Raw genomic sequence first — 19497 nt, 5'->3', positions numbered from 1 at the left:
CCGCCCGCCCGACCGGCCGGTACCGCTGTCCGGACCGCCAGTGGATGGGCAATGGGGTGGACTTCGGCCGATGAGGGCGGCAGACTGCGGCACGTGGCGGGTGCGGTCCGGCTGGAGCCGGTGGACGAGCAGAACCTGGAGCCGTTGCTCTCCGTAGCGGCTGCCGAGGCGGAACCCAGTGACGTGATGCCTCCGGTCGAGGCCCCCGCTGGGTGGTCGCTCGCTCGTCGGGAGGCGTTCCGGGAGTTCCACCGGGCGAGTTTCGGCGGGCTGGACGGCCCGACCCGCTCACAGATGTACGCGATCGTCGTCGGCGGCGAGGTGCTGGGCATGGTTCGGATGACACGCTGTGACGAGCCCGGCACGGTGGAGACAGGAATGTGGCTCGGGCGCTCGGCTCGCGGGCAGGGGATCGGCGCGGCCGCCCTGCGGGAGTTGCTGAACGCCGCCGCTCGGGCGGGCATGCGGGTGGTGGTCGCCGAGACGACCCCGGACAACGTCGGCGCGGTCGCCGTGCTGCGCACGTGCGGGGCCAAACTGCACGAGGACGACGGCAAGGTGCGCGCCGAGATCTGCCTGGACTGAGGCGTACCGGCGGGCCGGTCGGCGGCGACCGCGGGGGCCACCGCCGACCGCCTGGCTCAGGCCGGCACCCGGACGATGTCGAAGTCGGTGGTCGGCGTCGGCTCCACGTCGAACCGGCCGTTCACCACGTACAGCGCCGAGCCGAGCAGGTCACCGGTGGCCGGTGACCGTAGCTGCGAACCGGTGATCTCCCGCTGCACCACCCCGGCGGTGTAACCGGTGTTCAGCCGGACCACCGCGATGACGTTGCTCAGGTTCCGGATCACGTAGAGGGTGCGACCGCGCAGCACCAGCCCGTCGGCCCGGTCCACCGAGTAGCCGCCGAGACCGAAGACGCGGCTGCCTCCGGTGCGCGGGTCGACGCGGACGAGTTGGCCGGTCAGCATCTGCGCGACGAGCAGGTCACCGTCCGGAAGCGCCACGATCCCGTTGTTGAACGCGTCCGGCGTCGCGCCCGGACCGGTGAGCGACAGCACCCGGAAGGCGGTGGGGGCCGGCAGTTGGCCGCCCGGGCCCAGCGGCACCACGTACAGCACCGGCCGGGTGGAGTCGGTGAAGTAGACCGCCCGCTTGGTGATCACCATGTCGTTGACCAGGCTGTTGGGGTCGGTGGTGAACTGGTAGTGGGCCAGCCGGGTGCCGCTGCCCGGGTCGTACACGCTGGCCCCGCCGCCGGTGAAGCCGGCCGTCCAGAGCCGGCCCAGCGGATCGATCTTGAGCCCTGCCTTGGCGGCGCCGGGGGTGCCCGGGATCAGCACCGAGCCGCGCCCGGTCCGCAGGTCACCCCGCCACACCGCACCGTCCAGGACGGAACCGACGTACACCGTGGTGCCGCGACCGATCGTCAACCCTTCCGGGGTGAAACCGTCGGGCAGGGCGATCCGGGCCGGGAACGGCTTCGCCGGATGGGCGGTCGCCGGTGCACCGACCGTGACCAGGGTCGCCGCCGCGAGCACGGGGACGAAGAAGAGCGACAGCAGCTTTCGCAAGGAACACCGCCTGACGTCCATGTGAATTGCTCCACAGAGGAGTGTGACGCCCTAAGAACACTCCGCAGCGGCCAAAAGGTTGGGTGGGGTGGTCAATCCCGCCGGGCGGCGTACGCGGCCAGCGCGGCGACCTGGGCCGGGTCCAACGAGGGGCGTACCCGTGCCCGTGCCGTCGCGACGTGCCCGGCGGTGACCGTGGCGGCGGCGAGGGACTCCCGCATCGCGGCCAGCGCCGCCTCCCGGACCAGCGCCGTGCAGTCCGCCGCGGAGAAGCCGGTCAGCTCGTCGCCGAGGGCGGCGAGGTCGACGTCCGGTGCCAGCGGCACCTGCCGGGACGCGGCTCGCAGGATCTCCGCACGGGCGGGACCGTCCGGCGGTGGCACGTAGACCAGCCGCTCCAGCCGGCCCGGCCGCAGCAGCGCCGGGTCGACCAGGTCGGGGCGGTTTGTCGCGCCGACCACCACCACGTTGCGCAACGTCTCCACCCCGTCCAACTCGGTGAGCAGCGCGGCGACCACCCGGTCGGTGGTGCCTCCGTCGGTGGCCTGGCCGCGTACCGGCGCCAGGGCGTCCACCTCGTCCAGGAAGATCAGGGTGGGGGCCGCCTCCCGGGCCCGGCGGAACAGCTCGCGCACGGCGCGTTCGCTCTCGCCGACCCACTTGGAGAGCAACTCCGCGCCCTTCACCGACAGCACGTTGGCTCGCCCCGATCCCGCCAGCGCGGTGACCAGGTAGGTCTTGCCGCAGCCCGGTGGCCCGTAGAGCAGCACGCCACGCGGCGGCTGCACCCCGAGCCGGGCGAAGGTGTCCGGGTAGGTCAACGGCCACAGCACCGACTCGGTCAACGTCTGCTTGACCTCGTCCAGGCCACCCACGTCGTCCAACGTCACCGAGGCCAGATCCAGGGTCGACGCCGCCATCGTGGTCGGCCGGACCACCTCCCGGGCGGCCGTGAAGTCCGCCATCGACACCGTCGGCGTCTCGGCGGACTTCTGCCGCAGGGCCGCGCGTACCCCGGCCTCCCGGACCAGCGCGGCCAGGTCCGCCGCGACGAACCCGGGGGTACGCGCGGCCACCTCGTCCAGGCGGACGTCGTCGGCCAACGGCACCTGCCGGGTCAGCACGGTGAGCTGTTCGCGGCGTAGCGCCTGGTCGGGAAGTGGGATGCTGATCCGCAGCGACAGCAGATCGGGTGCGCGCAGCGCGGGGTCGACCGCCTCCGGTCGGCCGGTGGTGCAGACCACCGCGACACCGGCCCGGACGCACTCCGCGAGCACCTGGCGGAACACCGTCGCCACCGGGCCGGGCACGTCCGCCGGTGCGAGCGCCTCGACGTCGCTGACCAGCAGCACCGCTGGCCCACCGGCTCGGGCCGCCGTCGCCGCACCGCGCAGCCGGTCGGCGGCGGCCTGGTTGGTCGACGCGGCCAGCTCGGGCGCCCACAGCGGATGTACGCGGGCACCGACCCGGGTGGCCACGGCCCGGACCAGCGCCGACTTCCCGGAGCCGGCCGGGCCGACGAGCAGCACCCCCAGCGAGATGGTGGTGCCCAGCCGGCCCAACACCTCCCGGTGGTGGAAGCCGAGGTCGAGCAGTTCGGTCAGCTCCTCGGCCTGGGCCCGCAACCCGGGCAACTCGTCCACGTCCGGTGTGTCGTCCGGCTGGTCCGCCCTCGGTGCCGCGTCGGCCGTTCGGGGTGGCCGCGCCCGTTCGGCGTCGACCGGGGCGGGCCCGCCGTGGGTGGCCGGCCCGTGCTCCCAGCCGACCACCGTGTCCATGGTGACGAGCGCGCCGGCGGCCGGGTCGACCGTGCGCACGGTGAGCAGGGTGCTGGTCCAGGCGAAACCGACAGTGTTGGCGAGGCTGCCCCGAGCCGCCTCGATGAGGCTGCGCACCGAGGCGTCCGGCAGCACGTCCTGCGGCAGCAGCGACACGTCGTCGCCGGCGGTGAGCACCTTGCCCAGCAGCGCCAGCCGCAGCATCTCCGGGCTCACCGCCGCGACCACCCCGACCGGCCCGGCCAGGACGACACGACCCGCCGGCACCAGCGGCACCGGGCTGACCCGCACCTGAGCGCCGTCGCGCACGCCCAGGTTGCCCAGCGTCAGATCGTCGGCGTACAGCAGGGCGCTGCTCGCGCCCGGCGCGGCGGTCGCCACGATCCCCGCCGTCTCCCGGCGGCCGACAAGCCGGACCGGGTCGCCGGGCCGCAGCCCCAGCGCGGTCAGCGCCTCCGGATGCAGCCGCACGATGCCCCGTCGGGCGTCCAGCGCGGCCGGCCGGAGGCTCGCCGTCAGGGTCAGGTCGGGTTGCGCCACCGCCCGACCGTAGCCGCCGTCGGCCAGCCCCGCCGGTCAGCGCCGCGGATCCAACTCGTCCAACAACGACGGGTCCCGCCGGATCAGTTCGGCCAACCGGGCCGCCGGGTCCGGGGTCAACCCGTCCGGGCCGGGCGCCCACCCGGGCACCGTCCGGCCGGACAGGGGCCACGCCGGCGGGGGTTCCACCGGCGCCGGCGGGGGCACCGGCCCGACCGTGACGTCCGGGCCGTCCCAGGAGACCCGCAGGGGGTACGTCCGACCCTCGTGCTGCACCTGCACGGTCACGACCAGCCCGGGATAGGTGCCGACGACCTGACGGACCGCCTCGGCCACCTCCTCGACCGGCCCCCATCCGGCCCCGTCGCCCGGAGGGTCCGCCCCCGCGTGCCGGGCGTCGTGCCGTCCCGGCCCGGCGCTCGGAGCGTCGCTACGGCCCGGCCCGATGTTCGGGGCGTCGCCGCGGCTCGGCCCGGCGTTCGGGGCGTCGCCGCGGCTCGGCCCGGCGTTCGGGGCGTCGCCGCCCGGACCGGGAAGGCCCGAGGGTGGCGCGGTGTCGTCACGGTCGTTGGCCCGCCGGCGCAGCGCCTCCTCGCGCCGGGCCAATCGGGCCAGCGTCTCGTCCAGGTCGCCCCTCACCAGATCACCTCTTCCCGTCACGGCCCGAGCCGGTCGGCTCAGGCCTGTCTCTCCCGGGTGGCACGTTCCAGCGCACGGTCCAGGACGACCAACAGGGCGTCCCGCACCGACAGTCGGTCCCGGGCGTCGAACTGCACCAGGGGCACATGGTCGCCGATGGCCAGCGCCCAGCGGATCTCGCCGAGTTCCAGGGCCAACCGCCCGTCGAAGGCGTTGACCCCGACCACGAACGGCAGCCCGGCCCGCTCGAAGAAGTCGATCGCAGGGAAGCAGTCGTCCAGCCGGGCGCTGTCCACGACCACAAGCGCGCCGAGCGCCCCCCGGGCCAGGTCGTCCCACATGAAGCCGAACCGGGCCTGCCCCGGCGTGCCGAACAGGTAGAGCTTCAGGCTGCGGTCGATGGTCACGCAGCCGAAGTCCATCGCCACCGTCGTGGTGGTCTTGGTGGACCGGACACCCGGATCGTCCACGCCGATCCCGGCGCTTGTCATCTCGGCCTCGGTGGTCAGGGGAGCGATCTCGGAGATCGCACCCACGGTGGTGGTCTTGCCCACCCCGAACCCACCGGCCACCAGGATCTTGACCGGGATCGGCGGTGCCGCCGGCCTGCCGACCGGCGGCGCCGACGCTCCCGCGCCGGACGGCGGCTGGTACGGCGGCGGCGGTGGACCGGCACGCCCGATGATCGGCCCGGTGCCCGGCACCGCGTAACGGCCGGCGGCGCTGTTTCCGGCAACCCCGCCGAGCGGGGCGACCGGCCATTCAGGAGATCGCACGGAGTCCATCAATCACTCGCAGGATGAGGTCGGGGTCGACGGCGTCGTTGGTGTCGTTGACGTGTACGTCCAGATGTCCGGCCGCCCGCAGGTCGCCGACCAGCACCCGCGTCACGCCGAGGTGCAACCGGGCGCGGGCCGAGATCTCGGCGACCGAGATCGGTTCCGCGCAGAGCGCGATGATCACCTGGAATTCCGGCGCCAGCAGGGCACCGGCTGGGCCGGTCGACCAGCCGCTGTCCGTGCGGACGGTCACCTGCGTCTCCAAGCCGATCGCCGGGTCGGCACCCGCGACCCGGCCGGAGGTGAGCACGAACGGGCGGGGGCTGGCCGGGCGGCCGCCACCCGCCTCCGGCTCCGGCTGGGCCGGTGTCTCCACCACGTCGGCCTCGGCCTGGCTGGCCGTGTGCAGGTACGGACGGATCCGGACCGTCGGTTCCGGGTCCGGGTCCTCGCCGGCGACGTCGGGGGTCACTGCTGAGCGGCGTTCTTCAACTCGACGATCAGCCGCGGGGTCAGGGCACCACCGGCCCGACCGGCGAAGAGCGTCATCTCGTACGCGACGGTGCCCAGGTTGGCCGACCGGTCGGCGACCACCCCGAGCACGGAACCACTGCTGATCGCGCTGATCAGCAGGTAGCCGTCGGCCATGTCGACGATCACCCGGTTGAGGCCGCCGAGCGCGTACCAACTGGCCGCCCCACCGGCGAGACTCGTCATCCCGGAGACCACCGCGGCCAACCGTTCCGCGTTGGACCGGTCCTTGATCGCCGACATGGCCATCAACAGGCCGTCCGAGGAGACCGCGATCGCCTCCAGGACCCCTGCGGTGCCGGAGGTGAAGGAGTCCAGCAACCAGTTGAACGTACGGGCCTCCGGGCTGAGGTCCCCGCTGACGCCGGACTGGGTCTGATCGATGTTTTCGTGCAGGAAGGGGCTGGTCACCGTGATGATCCTTCTTCGTTCCGGCGGTCTGGGCTGACTTCGCGGAGAGCACGGGCGACGCCCTCCTCGAAGTCGGTGATGAGTTTGCGGACCTCGGCCGGGTCACCGAGGTGCGTACTGAGCGGTTGACAGGCCGGGACGACAGTGAGGTTCGCCCCCGGCACCCGTCGGCTCAGTCGGGGTCGATCCGGTGTGGTGTCGGACGGGCCGACGCCACCGGCCGCCGTCGGGCCGACGCCTCCGGGTGTGCTCGGCAGGTCGACGGTCTGCATTTCGGCCCGGCGTACACCGGCCTGGAACGCCTCGACGAGCGCGCGGGCGGCGGCGGGGTCCGCGCCGGTGGCGTCCACCGGCCGGGTCGGTGCGGCGGCGGCGTGCAGGCTGGCCCCGGGCACCCGCTGCCGGATCCGCGGCGCGCTCGCCGGGCCCGACCGCTCCGGCTCCGGGGGTGCGGGGACGGGCTGCGGTGGCTGGCCGGAGCCGAACGCGTTCCAGGACGGGCTGGCGTCCAGGCTGCGGGTGGCCCGGCTGAGCAGGTCCGAGTCGAAGCGGGCCGGCTCGGCGACGGCCGCCGTGCCGGACCGCGCGCCGCGGTCGGAGGCTGCCGCCGTACGCCTGTCCCGTTCCGGCACCGCGGCCCGGGCGACGGTGCTCCCGGCCCGGTCGGCGCGGCGCAGCACCAGTGCCGCCGACGGGATCTCCAGGTATGCCGTCACCCCACCGCCGGCGGTGGCGGCCAGGCCCACCTCCCAGCCGTGGCGGCGGGCCAACCGGCCCACCACGAAGAGACCGAGCACCTCGGTCGGTGCCAGGTCGAGCCGTTCCCGGCGGGTGAACCGGGCGTTCTCCTCGGCCAGCCGTTGCTCACCCATGCCGATGCCGTGGTCCACGACGGTGATCCGCGCGCCGATGCCTGACGTTTCGGCGGTCACCAGCACCCGGGTGTGCGGCGGGGAGAAGGCGGTGGCGTTCTCCATCAGCTCGGCCAGCGCCAGGATGAGGTCACCGACCACGGCCGGCGCGGCCGAGATGCCCGCCGGCACCCGCACCTCCACGCGGGTGTAGTCCTCGATCTCGCCGAGCGCCAACCGGACCACGTCGGCCAGCGGCACCGGTGCGGTGTGGGCGTCGGCACCGGCCGAGCCGGAGAGCACCACGAGGCTGCCGGCGTTGCGTCGCAACCGGCTGGAGATGTGGTCGAGCCGGTACAGGTGCTCCAGCCGACCCGGGTCGACCTCCTGCTGCTCCAGCCGGTCGATGAGGGCGATCTGCCGGCCCACCAGGTTCTGGGTGCGCCGCCCGACGTGGCCGAACATCTGGGCCACGTTGCGTCGGCCGGCGACCTGCCGCTCGACCAGCCGCGCGGCGGTGCTCTGCACCCGGTCGAAGGCCCGCGCCAGGTCGCCGATCTCGTCGTTGGCCCGGATGTCCACCGGCTCCAGCCGGATCGGCTGCGGGCTCTCGCCCTCGTCGTCGGTGACCCGGACCAGCTCCGCCTCGGCGACCCGGGCGACCCGGTCGGCCGAGTGGGTGAGGCGGGTCAGCGGTCGGGCCACCGTCCGCGCGACCGCCGCGCTGAGCAGCACCACCAACGCCAGGATCAGTGCCGCCGCGGCACCGACCAGGTACGCGGCCGTCAGCGCGCGCCGCTGGTCGGCGGTCACCTCGGTGAGCACGTCGGCGACCAGCTTCTTCTCCACGAACTGACCGAGCCGGATCATCGTGCGGACGGCCGGGAAGAGCGCCTCCATCGGCACGTCGCGGACCGCGGCGGCCGGGTCCCGGGCACTGGTGACCAGGAAGTCCGAGCTGGTACGCGCGGCCACTGCCGCGTCGTTGAGCTGGGCCACCTTGAGCTGCTCGGGTGTGATCAGGCTGCGGAAGCGCGAGTTGTCGACCATGAGTGCGGCGATGCACGCCACGTACCCGGTGATGGTGTCCGAGCTGCCGATCGCCTTGACCAGCAGGCTCAGGGTGGCGCAGGCGCCCAGGCCCTCGTCGACGCGCAGCAGCCCGTCGAGGGCGAGCACCTGACGACCCGGCAACGTCTCGGTGTTCACACCGAAGGCCAGCCGCAGCGACTCGATCAGCCCCACGTTCACCGGGCCGAAGGCCTCCATCACCTGGCCCGGGTTCGCGACCCGGGCCAGCACGGACGTGCGCAGGTCGATGAGGCTGGACACCCCGTCCAGGGCGCTGTCGACCTGGTCGGTCAGCGCGTCGCTCCCGCCGGCCCGCAGGTCGGCCACCCGGTCGTCCACGTCTGCGGACTTGCGGACCACCTCGCTGCGCTCGACCCGGCCGAGCAGGAAACCGACCGAGAGGATGCGTTCCTGCTGGAGGTCCTGGACCAGGCTGCCGACCCGGCTGGCGAGCCGTACCCGCTCGGCGGTGTCGCTGGCCCGCTGCGCCGCGGCCACCCGGTCGAGCACCACGGGCACGGCCAGGCCGACCATGCTGAGCAGCGGGATCACCACGAGCAGCGCGAGCTTGCCGCGGATCCGGAGCCTACCGAGCAGCATCGAAGGCCCCCCACTGTGCGGGCTCCGGGTCACGGGCTGTACCGGCGGGTTGCAGCCCGCGCAGGTCGCCCGGCACCGGTTGCCAGGCGTCCGGGGGCGGCGGGGTGTCGGCGGTCTCCGCGTGGGTCGCGGCCATGGTCGCCCGGCGTCGGGCCCGACCGCGAGCGGCGAACAGCAGCGCGGCGAGCCAGCTCAGCAACAGCACGGCGAGCGCTGTCGCCGCGACGGTCTGCCAGCGGTCCCGGTCGAGTTCGTCGATGCGCTCGACGAGCAGGGCGTCCAGCTCGGCGAGGATGACCGGCTGAAGTTGGCGGGCCGCGCGGTGCGCGTTGAGCCCGGCGGCGCTCAACTGGCCCGGGTCCACCACACTCGTGCCCCTGGCCGGTGCCGAGTACGCGGCCAGCGCCTCCACCGAGCGTTGGTAGGTGTCCAGTGGGGTCAGCACGTTGGCGCCGAGGTCGGTGTTCTCCGAGCCGTCCACGGCGGAACGCAGGTTGTCGACGGCGTCACTGGCGGGTGCCAGGGCGGCCACCCGCAGCCCGGTCAGCTCCAGCAGGCCGCGTGGTTGTTCGGCGGCCGGCCGGCGGGCGACAAGCGTGCTCAGATCGGCGAGCCGGCCGGTGGCCACCACCGCCTCGGGCAACTCCTGGCCGGCGCTGTCCTGCAGGAAGTAGGAGTCGGCGACGGGATCGCGGACCAGCCCGGAGCTCTCCCGGACCTTGCGGTGCAGCGCCAGCAGCAGGTCCGACACCTCCCCGTACGCGGTGTAGGCGGACTCCGGGTCGGCGGGGCTGCGCCCGCGCAGTGCCTCCAGCTTGGCCCGCACCCCGGCCCAGCGTTCCTGGCTGAGCAGCTCGGTGCCGATGCGGGCGTCCACCGCTGCGGCCTCCTCGACCGCCCGGTTCAGCGCGTCGCTGGACACCTGTCGGTTGTTGACCGCGGCGGACTGGGCCTCCACCAGGGCGTCGGTGACCGAGCCCAGAGCGGTGAGGTACCGCACGCCGAGCCGTTCCCGAACGGCCAGGTCCCGGTCGGCGGTGGTCTGCCGCCAGGCGGACGTGCCGAGCAGACCCACCGGTGCCAGTAAGGCCCCGATGAGGAGCAGCGGCAGCAGTCGGCCCAGGGTGGACGGACGTCGACGGGCCCGCGGCGCGGGGACTGTCATGTGTGTGTCTCCTCCGGCATGGGGCGCGGATCGGCGCGGTGTCGGGTGGCCCGACAAGTCCCGTGCACCGGACCGGAAACTAACCGACTCTTTCCCTGGTCAGACCTCAGTCGACGAGTCAGGTTCGCGTCAGTTCGAGTAACGTCACCATTTGCGGCCGTTCCCGACACGCTCTGTTTCGTCCGTGGGTGGAACATGTGGTGATCGAGGCGATATCCGTGAAATATCGGAATTCACGGGATCCGAACTCAACTCACTGGGCCGCGTCGGACATCGCGCGCTCGCAGCCGACCGGGCACCGATCGGGGCAACCGGACGGACGTACGGCGGATCTCAGCCAACGCTCAGGCTTCGAGCCGTACCGTGTGCCGCATGACATCGCCGTCGCCGGCCGCGTGGTTCCGGCGTGCCCTGCCCACCCGCCGTCGCGCGATCGCCGCAACGGCGGTCGTCGTGCTGCTGGCCGCCGCCGTGACCTGGGCGGTGTGGCCGCAGGGGCCGGGCGTCCGCACCGAGAGCGCGATGCTCACCGTCCGCTCCGGACCGTCCGACGACCAACCGGTGGACCTGGACACCACCTTCTACCTGCCCGACGACGCGTCGTCCGGTCGGAAGGTCCCGGCGGTGCTGTTGGCACACGGGTTCGGCGGCACCAAGGAGTCGGTGCGCTCCGACGCGGAGGAGTTCGCCGGGCGCGGCTACGCGGTGCTCACCTGGACCGCGCGGGGCTTCGGCCGCAGCGGCGGCGAGATCCACCTGGACAGCCCGGACTACGAGGTGCGCGACGCGCAACGGTTGCTGGACTGGCTGGCCGCGCGACCGGAGGTCCGCACCGACGCCGCGGGTGACCCGAAGGTCGGCGTGGTCGGCGGCTCGTACGGCGGTGGTCTCGCACTGCTGCTGGCCGCCCAGGACCGTCGGGTCGACGCGATCGTCCCCATGATCACCTGGAACGACCTGTCCCGTGCCTTCCTGCCGGAGAGCACCGGTGGGGCGCCGACCGAGGGTGTGTTCAAGAAGGGCTGGGCCGGTCTCTTCTTCGGCGGTGGCGGCAACGTGGGCTCCGGCCCGGCCGGGCTGTCCGGCCAGACCGCCGCCCAACCGCAGGGCGCGCCCGCGTCGGCCGGCCCACCCAGCCCGGCACCGGGCGCCGGCCCGGGCAGCGGTCCCGGTGGTGCCCCGGCGGGTGCGGCCGACCCGTCCTGCGGGCGCTTCGCCGCCGACGTGTGCGCCGCCTACCTGCGGATCGCCACCACCGGGCGGGCCGACCAGGCGGCCGTGGACCTGCTGCGCCGCTCCAGCCCGGCCGGCGTGCTGGACCGGATCACGGCACCCACCCTGCTGGTGCAGGGCGAGGCGGACACGCTCTTCGGTCTCGGCGAGGCGGACGCGAACGCGAGGGGCATCGCCGCCACCGGCACCCCGGTCCGGGTCGCCTGGTTCACCGGCGGGCACGACGGCGGCAGCGGACCTCGCTCGGACGAGGACCGGGTGAAGTTCCTGACCGTCCAGTGGCTCGACCACTACGTCAAGGGCGAGGGCAAAGCGCCCGGCGACGACTTCACCTGGTCCCGGATCGCCGGCTTCGACGCGCTCGACCGGGGTCTGGTCGCCACCGGCTTCCGCCGCGCCGACTACCCGGGCCTGACCGGCAACGCCCGCCGGGAGGTCACGGTCGCCGGCCCGGCCCAGCCGATCGCGAACCCACCGAACGGCAACCCGGCCGCGATCTCCTCGATCCCGTTCGCCAGCGGGCTCACCTCGCTGCTGGACGGCGTGGCCGGCGACGTGCCCGGCCAACACGCCCGGTTCGAGTCGACGCCGCTGACCGAGGCGGTGGACGTGGCAGGTGCGCCCACCATCACCCTGCGGGCCGCCTCGCCGACCGGTTCGGCGGTGCTCTTCGTCAAGCTCTACGACGTCGACAAGGACGGCGCGGCGACCCTGCCGAACGGGCTGGTCGCCCCGATCCGGCTCACCGGCCTGCCGCGACAGGTGCAGGACGCCCGCCCGGTCACCGTGACGCTGCCCGGGATCGTCCGCCGGGTGGAGGCCGGGCACCGACTGCGCCTGGTCGTGGCCACCTCCGACCAGGCGTACACCACGCCCGCCGAACCGACCGTCTACACGGTGGCCGCGGACGGCACGGTCAGCCTGCCCACGGTCAGCGGCGAGCCGATCCCCACCGCGGCGACGATCTGGCGCTGGGTGCTCGCCGGCCTGCTCGCCGCCATCGTGATCGGGCTCGTCGTGGTCGTCGCCGTGCTCCGCCGCCGGCATCGCCGCCAGGACCGGTCGGTGCATCCGGAGTACGCGGACACGCCGCTGGCCGTGCGCGCACTGCGCAAGGAGTACGCGGACGGCTTCGTGGCGGTGTCGAACGTGGACTTCGAGGTGCACCCCGGTCAGGTCGTGGGTCTGCTCGGGCCCAACGGCGCCGGTAAGACCACCACCCTGCGGGTGCTGATGGGGCTGACCCAGCCGACCGCCGGGGAGATCTACGTCTTCGGTCGTCGGCTGGTGCCCGGCTCACCGGTGCTGTCCCGGATCGGCGCGCTTGTCGAGGGGCCCGGCTTCCTGCCGCACCTGTCGGGTCTGGACAACCTGAAGGCGTACTGGCGGGCCACCGGCCGGCCGTGGGAGGACGCCCAGTTCGACGCGGCCCTGGAGATCGCCGGGTTGGGTGACTCCGTGCAGCGGCGGATCAAGAACTACAGCCACGGTATGCGCCAGCGCCTCGCCATCGCCCAGGCCATGCTGGGCCTGCCCGAGCTGCTGGTCTTGGACGAGCCGACCGACGGGCTCGACCCGCCGCAGATCGCCGAGATGCGCCGGGTGCTCCAGCGCTACGCCACCGACGGTCGGGCGGTACTGGTCTCCAGCCACCTGCTGGCCGAGGTGGAACAGACCTGCACGCACGCCGTGGTGGTGAACAAGGGCCGGATCGTGGCGTCCGGGCCGGTGGAGGAGATCGTGGGCGAGTCGCCGAGTGTGCTCTTCGACGTCAGCGACCCGGCGGCGGCGCGGGTGGTGCTGGACCGCCTGCACGGCGTACGGGTGCTGCCGGAGAGCGACGGTCAGCTGGTGGTCGACACCAACGGCACGGCCCGCAGCGAGGTGGTGGCCGAGCTGGTGCGCGCCGGCATCGGGGTGGACCGGGTGGTGCCCCGGCGCCGCCTGGAGGACGCGTTCCTCGCCCTGGTGGGCGACAACTCTCGGGGAAGCGGTGACCGGTGATGGTTGTTTCCGACGCGGGTGCGGCCCGTGGCTACCGGCCGTCGGCCACCATGCCGTTCGCGGCGGAGTTCCGTCGGCAGGCGTCCCGGCGGCGCACCCAGTTGGCGCTCGGGTTCATGGTGCTGCTGCCGCTGATCATCCTGATCGCGTTCCAGTTCAACTCCGGTGGCGACGACGACAACGGCAACAACGAGTTCGCCAGTCTGGTCGACCTGGCCACCTCCGGCGGGCTCAACTTCACCCTCTTCTCGATCTTCGTGTCGGCGTCGTTCCTGCTGGTGGTCGTCGTCGCGCTGTTCTGTGGCGACACGGTGGCCAGTGAGGCGAGCTGGGGCAGCCTGCGCTACCTGCTGGCGATCCCGGTGCCCCGGGCCCGGCTGTTGACGGTGAAGCTGGTGGTCGCACTCGCGTACTCCGGACTGGCTCTGGTCCTGTTGGCCGGCACCGCGCTGCTGGCCGGCACCCTGCGCTACGGCTGGTCGCCGCTGCGCAGCACCGTCGCCGCCGAGCTGGAACCCACCGAGGGGCTGCTGCGGCTGCTGGCCGTGCTCGGCTACCTGGCTGTCGTACTGCTGGTGGTGGCCGGGCTGGCGTTCCTGCTGTCGGTGACCACGGACGCCGCACTCGGCGCGGTCGGCGGTGCGGTGCTGCTCTGGATCCTGTCCAGCATCCTGGACCAGATCACCGCCCTGGGCGCGCTGCGGGACTTCCTGCCCACCCACTTCAGCACCGCCTGGTTGGGGCTGCTCTCCACCCCGGTGCAGACCGACGACGTGGTGCGCGGCTGCATCTCGGCGATCGGTTACGCGACGCTGTTCTGGGGGCTGGCGTTCTGGCGCTTCACCCGCAAGGACATCACGTCGTAGGCGGCGGGGCTCATTGATGGTATGCCCGCCGCCGCCTTCATCGGGCGTTCACGCGGCGATCATCTCCCACGCAAGACGGTCCTGATTGGATTCGATGCGGCCCTGGGCGCACCGCCTGACGGCTCGTCGCTTGCGCAGTGCGGAGGTTCGGTGCCCGGTTCCGGCAGGAAGACGATCGTGCGGTCCAGGCGTGCCCGGCGATGGGGTCACGCCGCGACAGCTCTGCTCCTCGCCCTGATCGTGGCGGTCCAGCCCGGCGCGGCGTCGCCGGCGCAGGCCGCGACGACACACACGGCTGTGTTCGAGTTCGATCTACCCGAGGGACTGGACCACGCCAAGGCCGCGGCGTGGGTGAGCGAGGTCAACGAGCGCAACCCGTTGTTGAGTGACTCCCTCAGGGAGGAGGTCGACAGCGACGATCTGGCTCTGCCGGGCGGGACCGCGGATGTCCGGTGGCCCGACTTCGACGGGCAGCTCGCGCTCACGGCCACCGGCTTGACGGTCACTGTCGTGTCCGACGTGTCCACCACGGACGTGGGCCACTTTGCCACCCTCGGCGCGATCGTCGCCGGGGCGGCTGTCGGATATTTCGTCCGCTTCGCCTGCTCTGCGGCCATGGCCTATTTCTTCGAGATGCCGTGGCAGCCCTCCCAGGTGATCTGCTCGCCCCTGGGAGTGTTCCTGGGCACGTTCACGACGCAGGCCATCCTGATCAAGCTCAACGGGCAGCAACGGGACTGGAGGACGTGGCTCGAAGCGCTCGGGACTTCGCTGGTCGCGGCGGTCGGCCCGGGGATCTGGGAGAAGTACCTCGGGCCGTGGGTCAGGGACCACGGCGTGGAGATGATGCAAGGCATCGGTGCGGCCCTCAGGGCGGCGGCCAACGGGCTGCGCTGGTTCGGCAGGGCGGTCGGTGACATCGCCACCGATTTCGGCGACTGGTTCTACAACAACGCGGCCGATGCCGTCGCGGCCATCCGACGCGGGGCCGCGCGAGGCGGGACGCAGCGGCCCGACCTGCGGGTCATGCCTCTCGGCGACTCCATCACGGCGGGCCTGGAAAGCTCGGACAACAACGGCTACCGCGATGAGCTGCACGACGCGCTGAGCATGGTGTGGGGCGATGACCGCGTCACCTTCGTCGGCTCACGGACCACCGGGACGATGGCCGAGAATCGCAACGAGGGCCATCCTGGGAAACGGATCGACGAGATCGCGGACGTCGCCGAGTGCACGGTTCCCCAGTACAAGCCGAACGTGGTGACCCTGCACGCGGGGACCAACGACGCGAACCAGGACTTCGCCATGTGGTCCGCCCCGGCCCGGCTGAGAGACCTGATCGACCAGGTGTTGGCCGACTCGCCCCGAGCGGTCGTCGCCGTGGCTCGGTTGCTCCCGACCGGGAAGGCCGGGCTGCAGCTGCGGATCGACGACATCAACCGAGCCTTGGCGGGCATGGTCGCGGATCTCCAAGCCCAGGACAAACACGTCCTGCTGGTGGACACGTCCGACATCAAGGTCAGTGAGGGTCTACAGAACGATTCGCACCCGGACGACGGCGGTTACGCCAAGCTCGGCTACGACTTCTTCCGGGGCATCCTGGCGGCCGACGGCAAGGGCTGGCTCCAGACGCCTGAAGTGGTGCCCGGCAATTGCATGCGGGACCAACCGACGTCGCCCACGCCCACCTCGCCGGCCACGGCGCTCGGCGAGGGCTGGAGCAGGCTGGGCGTCATCGTGCCCGGTTTCGAGGGCGAGCCGTACCAGCCGGCGTTCGCCGAGCTCAACGGCGACGATCGCGCCGACTACCTGCAAATCTACCCCGACGGCAGCTTCCGGGCCTCGATCAACACCGTCGGCCAGCCCGGTTTCCCGGAATGGGTGGACGCGGGCGCGTACGAACCCGCTGTCGAGCCCGGGTTGGACGGCGGGATCCTCAAGATGAACGCCGACGAGGTGCGGTTCGCCGACCTGAACGGCGACGGCCGCGACGACTTCCTCGCCGTGGGTGGATCCAACAGCCTGACGAGGGCCTTCCTCAACCTTCCCGGCTCGGGCGGCAGGATGCGTTTCGTCTACTGGGGGATCGTCTTCGACGACGTGTCGTTCAGCCGCGACAATCTCCGCTTCGCGGACGTGACCGGGGACGGGTACGACGACATCCTGCGGGTGGGCGCCACCGGGGCGGTGCACGCGTACACCAACGTGCCGAACCCCACCGACCCCCTCACCGGGCCGACGTGGCGGGAGAAGCTGAACTGGGCGCCGGGTGCCACCGGCGCCAGCTTGTTCAACCTGCGTTTCGCCGATGTCGACAACGACAGGAAGGCCGACTATCTGACGGTCGGCTCCAACGGCAACGTCCACGCCTATCTCAACAGGGGCGGCAAGGACGCCGGTGGGTTCGAGGCGCACCTCAACTTCGCCAACGAGTCCAACTATCCGGGCGAGTTGGTCCAGTTCAAGGACGTCAGCGGAGACGGGAAGGCCGACTACCTCGTCGTCTACCGCCAGGGCGCGGTACGGGCCTGGCTCAACAGAGGCGGCAACCTCGACACCACCACCACCGCGCTCGGCGCGGGTTGGAGCAGGTTGGGTGTCATCGCGCCCGGTATGCCCCGGCCGGCCGCCTACGCCCGTACCGAGATCGCCGAGATGAACGGGGACAAGCGGGCCGACTACGTGCAGATCCGCAAGGACGGCTCGATCCGGGTCGGCATCAACACCGAGGACCAACCCGGACAACCCACGTGGCTGCCGTGGGGCGGCGGTACCGGAGAGTTCGTCCCCACCGGCAACCTCGCCGCGGTGCCCGCGGATCCGGCGGACATGGGCTTCGCCGACTCCATCCGGTTCGCCGACATCGACGGCGACGGCCGCGACGACTTCATCCAGTTGTCTGCGTCCGGCGAGATGGAGGTCTTCTTCAACAGGTTGCTCACAGCTGAGGGTCTGCCGGGCTTCGTCCACCAGGCCGGCAACATCGCACCGGTCAACGACGTCGCCCGTGGCGACATACGCTTCGCCGACATCAACGGCGACGGCCGCGACGACTACCTCCGGGTGGGCGCGGCAGGCCAGGTGCACGCGTACACCAACACGGGGTTGGCGAGTGACAACCCGAAACCGGTATGGATAGAGAAGCTGAACTGGGCGCCGGGGGCTACCGGCGCCAGCCGGAACAACCTGCGTTTCGCCGACGTCGACAACGACAACAGGGCCGACTACCTGACGGTCGGCTCGAACGGCAACGTCCACGCCTATCTCAACAGGGGCGGCAAGGATGCCGGTGGGTTCGAGGCGCACCTGAACTTCGCCAACGAGTCCAACTATCCCGGTGAGTTGGTTCAGTTCAAGGACATCAGCGGGGACGGGAAGGCCGACTACCTCGTCGTCTACCACCAGGGCGCGGTGCGCGCCTGGCTCAACCGAGGCGGCAACCTCTGAACTTCACCGCTTCACCCGCAGGACATCACGTCCTAGCGGGCGGGCTCAGAGCCGCCTGTCGGGTGGGCTCACCGACGACGGCACCGCACTCGGCGTCGGCGGCGTGGACGGCTCTGCTTTCGTCCAGGCGCTGACGCCGATCCGGCCGGTGTTGCCCAGGTCGATCGGCCCGTCCGGGTCGACCTCCTCGGCCGGCTGCCCGGCTGCGGGCGCCACGGTCAGGAACTCGCCGTTGGTGGCCACCACTGTCGAGTCGGTGACCAGGTTGCGCCAGAGCACCACGGCGGTGGCCCGTTCCCCGGCGGCGAGGGTGACCTGCCGGGGTGGCTGGTCGAACCCCGAGGTGATCTCCTTGGCGCCGTTGACCACCCGCAGCATGACGGGCTCGCGCTGCTCGTCGAACACGTGCAGCACCGGGTACCCGTTGAGCTGGTAGGGGTGGTCACCGCAGTTGACCAGCTCCAGGCCGAGGGCGCGCAGGCCCATCGCGGCGTCCCCGCCGGTCGACCGGATCCGGACACCGGAGGCCGGGCAGTCGGGCGGCGGATCGGTGCTCGCCGACGGGCTCGGCGCGGTCCGCGGCCGGCTCGGCGGGTCCCCGCCCTGGCCGTGATGGTCGTCGACAGCACAGCCGCCGAGTGCGAGAGCCATCGCGACAGTCGCGCTGATGCGCCACCGTGCTGCCGTGTCGCGGGAGACCATTGCCTGATCCTCGCCCACGTGGGCGTGCCGCCGCCGCCCGGCCCCTGTGCGCCGCCGTCCGGTCCCTGCCGCCAGCGTCCGGCCCACAGTCGCGTGTCGTGTCGAGCTGCCCCATATCTGGGCCGGCTGCACTGTCCTCACCACGGAGGCAAGTGCTCGGGTTTGCCCCGTGTCTGGGGCAGCTCGACAGGCGGTACCCACAGTGTGGGAGCGGGCCCACGGCGGGTCGCGCTGCCGGAATCCGGGTGTAGTGGCAGCTCAGGGGCTCGGGCGGCGCAGCCAGGAAGCTGCGGTGCTCGACGCGGGACCGTGGACACCGGTACATTCCGAGCGGGGACTTTCCCACTAGCAAGGAATTTATGGGCGTCGATAGTTTCATGCCTCACATTGAAGAGATCAGATTCCTTCGATGGAGGTTCCCATGGACGTTTCTCGGCTCGGCGGGCCGACCCTGTCCCTGTTCCGCATCGTGATCGGCCTGCTGTTCACGTTGCACGGCCTGACCTCGGTCTTCGGGTTGTTCGGCGGCAACCCGGTGACCGGTGCGGCGATACCCCTCGGCACCTGGCCGGGCTGGTGGGCCGCGCTGATTCAACTGGCCTGCGGCGCACTGGTGCTGGCCGGGCTCTGCACCCGACCCGCCGCTCTTCTCGCCTCCGGCTCGATGGCATACGCCTACTTCGTGGTGCACCAGCCGGACGATCTGCTGCCGCTGCACAACGGCGGCGAGCTGTCGGCGCTCTTCTGCTGGTCGTTCCTGCTGGTCGCGGCCCTCGGTCCGGGTTCCTGGGCACTCGACACGCTGCTCGCCCGTCGCCGCGACGTTCGGCCCGCCCCGGCGGCGCCGGTGGTCGAGTCCAGCTCGATGGTCATCTGACCGCACCCGTACCGCGCGTCGCCGGGCCTCGACGAGGCAGGCTCGGCGACGCGCCCGGTCCGGGTGCCTGGAGCGACGGCAGGGGAGGGCGGGAGCGTCAGGCCGAGGTGCGCGTGCTGAGCACCGCGTCCAGGAGGCCGGGGTAGAGGCGGTCCACCTCGTCGCGGCGCAGCCGGACCAGGCGGCTGGTGCCGGCGGCTCGGGTGCGGGTCAGGCCAGCCTCGCGCAGCACCTTGAGGTGGTGGCTGCGGGTCGCCTTGGAGACGCCGAAGTCGAAGCTGCCACAGGCGGCCTCGCCATTCTCGACGAGCGCCCGAACGATCTGTAGCCGCACGTCGTCGGCGAGTGCGGCCAGCACAGCGGTGACCGGAATGTCGGCTAGGTCGGGTTCGTGCGGCTCCATGTGACCAGTGTAACGCTTGTTCGACA

General features: G+C 72.2%; 15 protein-coding genes. 5 read left to right on the top strand and 10 right to left on the bottom strand.

The window, feature by feature from the left end:
* Window positions 1-93: 93 nt before the first annotated feature.
* Window positions 94-585, top strand: coding sequence for a GNAT family N-acetyltransferase (locus tag ACGFIQ_RS16470; protein WP_357068131.1), 492 nt, complete (start codon window positions 94-96; stop codon window positions 583-585).
* Between the two features lie 56 nt (window positions 586-641).
* On the opposite strand, the gene ACGFIQ_RS16465 is transcribed toward ACGFIQ_RS16470, so the two are convergent.
* The 8 genes from ACGFIQ_RS16465 to ACGFIQ_RS16430 form a co-directional block, all read right to left on the bottom strand.
* Window positions 642-1574 (bottom strand): superoxide dismutase, encoded by a 933-nt coding sequence (locus ACGFIQ_RS16465; protein ID WP_393244302.1) that lies wholly within the window; start codon window positions 1572-1574, stop codon window positions 642-644.
* A gap of 92 nt (window positions 1575-1666) precedes the next feature.
* The gene (locus ACGFIQ_RS16460; protein WP_393244300.1) at window positions 1667-3892 is read right to left on the bottom strand and encodes an AAA family ATPase; all 2226 of its coding nucleotides are present in this window, start codon (window positions 3890-3892) and stop codon (window positions 1667-1669) included.
* Between the two features lie 36 nt (window positions 3893-3928).
* On the bottom strand, window positions 3929-4531 hold the full coding sequence (locus ACGFIQ_RS16455) for a hypothetical protein (RefSeq protein WP_393244298.1): 603 nt from the start codon (window positions 4529-4531) through the stop codon (window positions 3929-3931).
* Window positions 4532-4569: 38 nt separating this feature from the next.
* Window positions 4570-5316, bottom strand: a complete 747-nt coding sequence (locus ACGFIQ_RS16450; protein ID WP_393244297.1) for an ATP/GTP-binding protein — start codon at window positions 5314-5316, stop codon at window positions 4570-4572.
* Window positions 5294-5782: a DUF742 domain-containing protein gene (locus tag ACGFIQ_RS16445; RefSeq protein ID WP_393244295.1), complete on the bottom strand. Its 489-nt coding sequence runs from the start codon at window positions 5780-5782 to the stop codon at window positions 5294-5296. The genes ACGFIQ_RS16450 and ACGFIQ_RS16445 overlap by 23 nt, the downstream gene beginning before the upstream one ends.
* Window positions 5779-6252 carry a roadblock/LC7 domain-containing protein gene (locus tag ACGFIQ_RS16440; RefSeq protein WP_393244293.1) on the bottom strand — a complete coding sequence of 158 codons (474 nt, stop codon included), beginning with the start codon at window positions 6250-6252 and terminating at the stop codon, window positions 5779-5781. The genes ACGFIQ_RS16445 and ACGFIQ_RS16440 overlap by 4 nt, the downstream gene beginning before the upstream one ends.
* Complete coding sequence (locus tag ACGFIQ_RS16435) at window positions 6249-8774, bottom strand: ATP-binding protein (RefSeq protein WP_393244291.1); 2526 nt, start codon at window positions 8772-8774, stop codon at window positions 6249-6251. Before ACGFIQ_RS16435 ends, ACGFIQ_RS16440 begins: the two co-directional genes overlap by 4 nt.
* Complete coding sequence (locus ACGFIQ_RS16430; RefSeq protein WP_393244289.1) at window positions 8761-9939, bottom strand: hypothetical protein; 1179 nt, start codon at window positions 9937-9939, stop codon at window positions 8761-8763. The genes ACGFIQ_RS16435 and ACGFIQ_RS16430 overlap by 14 nt, the downstream gene beginning before the upstream one ends.
* A 372-nt stretch (window positions 9940-10311) precedes the next feature.
* Here ACGFIQ_RS16430 and ACGFIQ_RS16425 point away from each other — a divergent pair, with 372 nt between their 5' ends.
* The 3 genes from ACGFIQ_RS16425 to ACGFIQ_RS16415 all read left to right on the top strand — a co-directional run bounded on the left by ACGFIQ_RS16425 (window position 10312) and on the right by ACGFIQ_RS16415 (window position 17489).
* Window positions 10312-13176 carry an alpha/beta fold hydrolase gene (locus ACGFIQ_RS16425; protein WP_393244287.1) on the top strand — a complete coding sequence of 955 codons (2865 nt, stop codon included), beginning with the start codon at window positions 10312-10314 and terminating at the stop codon, window positions 13174-13176.
* The gene (locus ACGFIQ_RS16420) at window positions 13176-14042 is read left to right on the top strand and encodes an ABC transporter permease subunit (protein ID WP_357068151.1); all 867 of its coding nucleotides are present in this window, start codon (window positions 13176-13178) and stop codon (window positions 14040-14042) included. Before ACGFIQ_RS16425 ends, ACGFIQ_RS16420 begins: the two co-directional genes overlap by 1 nt.
* A gap of 177 nt (window positions 14043-14219) precedes the next feature.
* Entirely contained in the window at window positions 14220-17489 is a 3270-nt protein-coding gene (locus tag ACGFIQ_RS16415) for an FG-GAP-like repeat-containing protein (protein WP_393244285.1), read from the top strand.
* Window positions 17490-17534: 45 nt separating this feature from the next.
* Here ACGFIQ_RS16415 and ACGFIQ_RS16410 read toward each other — a convergent pair whose 3' ends face one another.
* The gene (locus ACGFIQ_RS16410) at window positions 17535-18191 is read right to left on the bottom strand and encodes a DUF4232 domain-containing protein (protein WP_393244283.1); all 657 of its coding nucleotides are present in this window, start codon (window positions 18189-18191) and stop codon (window positions 17535-17537) included.
* Window positions 18192-18612: 421 nt separating this feature from the next.
* Here ACGFIQ_RS16410 and ACGFIQ_RS16405 point away from each other — a divergent pair, with 421 nt between their 5' ends.
* Window positions 18613-19068 (top strand): DoxX family protein, encoded by a 456-nt coding sequence (locus tag ACGFIQ_RS16405; RefSeq protein ID WP_393244281.1) that lies wholly within the window; start codon window positions 18613-18615, stop codon window positions 19066-19068.
* A 97-nt stretch (window positions 19069-19165) separates the two neighbouring features.
* Here the strand turns inward: ACGFIQ_RS16405 and ACGFIQ_RS16400 are convergent, their stop codons facing one another.
* Complete coding sequence (locus ACGFIQ_RS16400) at window positions 19166-19471, bottom strand: ArsR/SmtB family transcription factor (RefSeq protein ID WP_393244279.1); 306 nt, start codon at window positions 19469-19471, stop codon at window positions 19166-19168.
* Between the last annotated feature and the right edge of the window lie 26 nt (window positions 19472-19497).

It is taken from the genome of Micromonospora sp. NPDC048898 (assembly GCF_043198035.1).
Classification (GTDB): domain Bacteria; phylum Actinomycetota; class Actinomycetes; order Mycobacteriales; family Micromonosporaceae; genus Micromonospora.
Note: the sequence above shows the minus strand (reverse complement) of the source record. Positions and strands in the feature narration are given on the sequence as shown.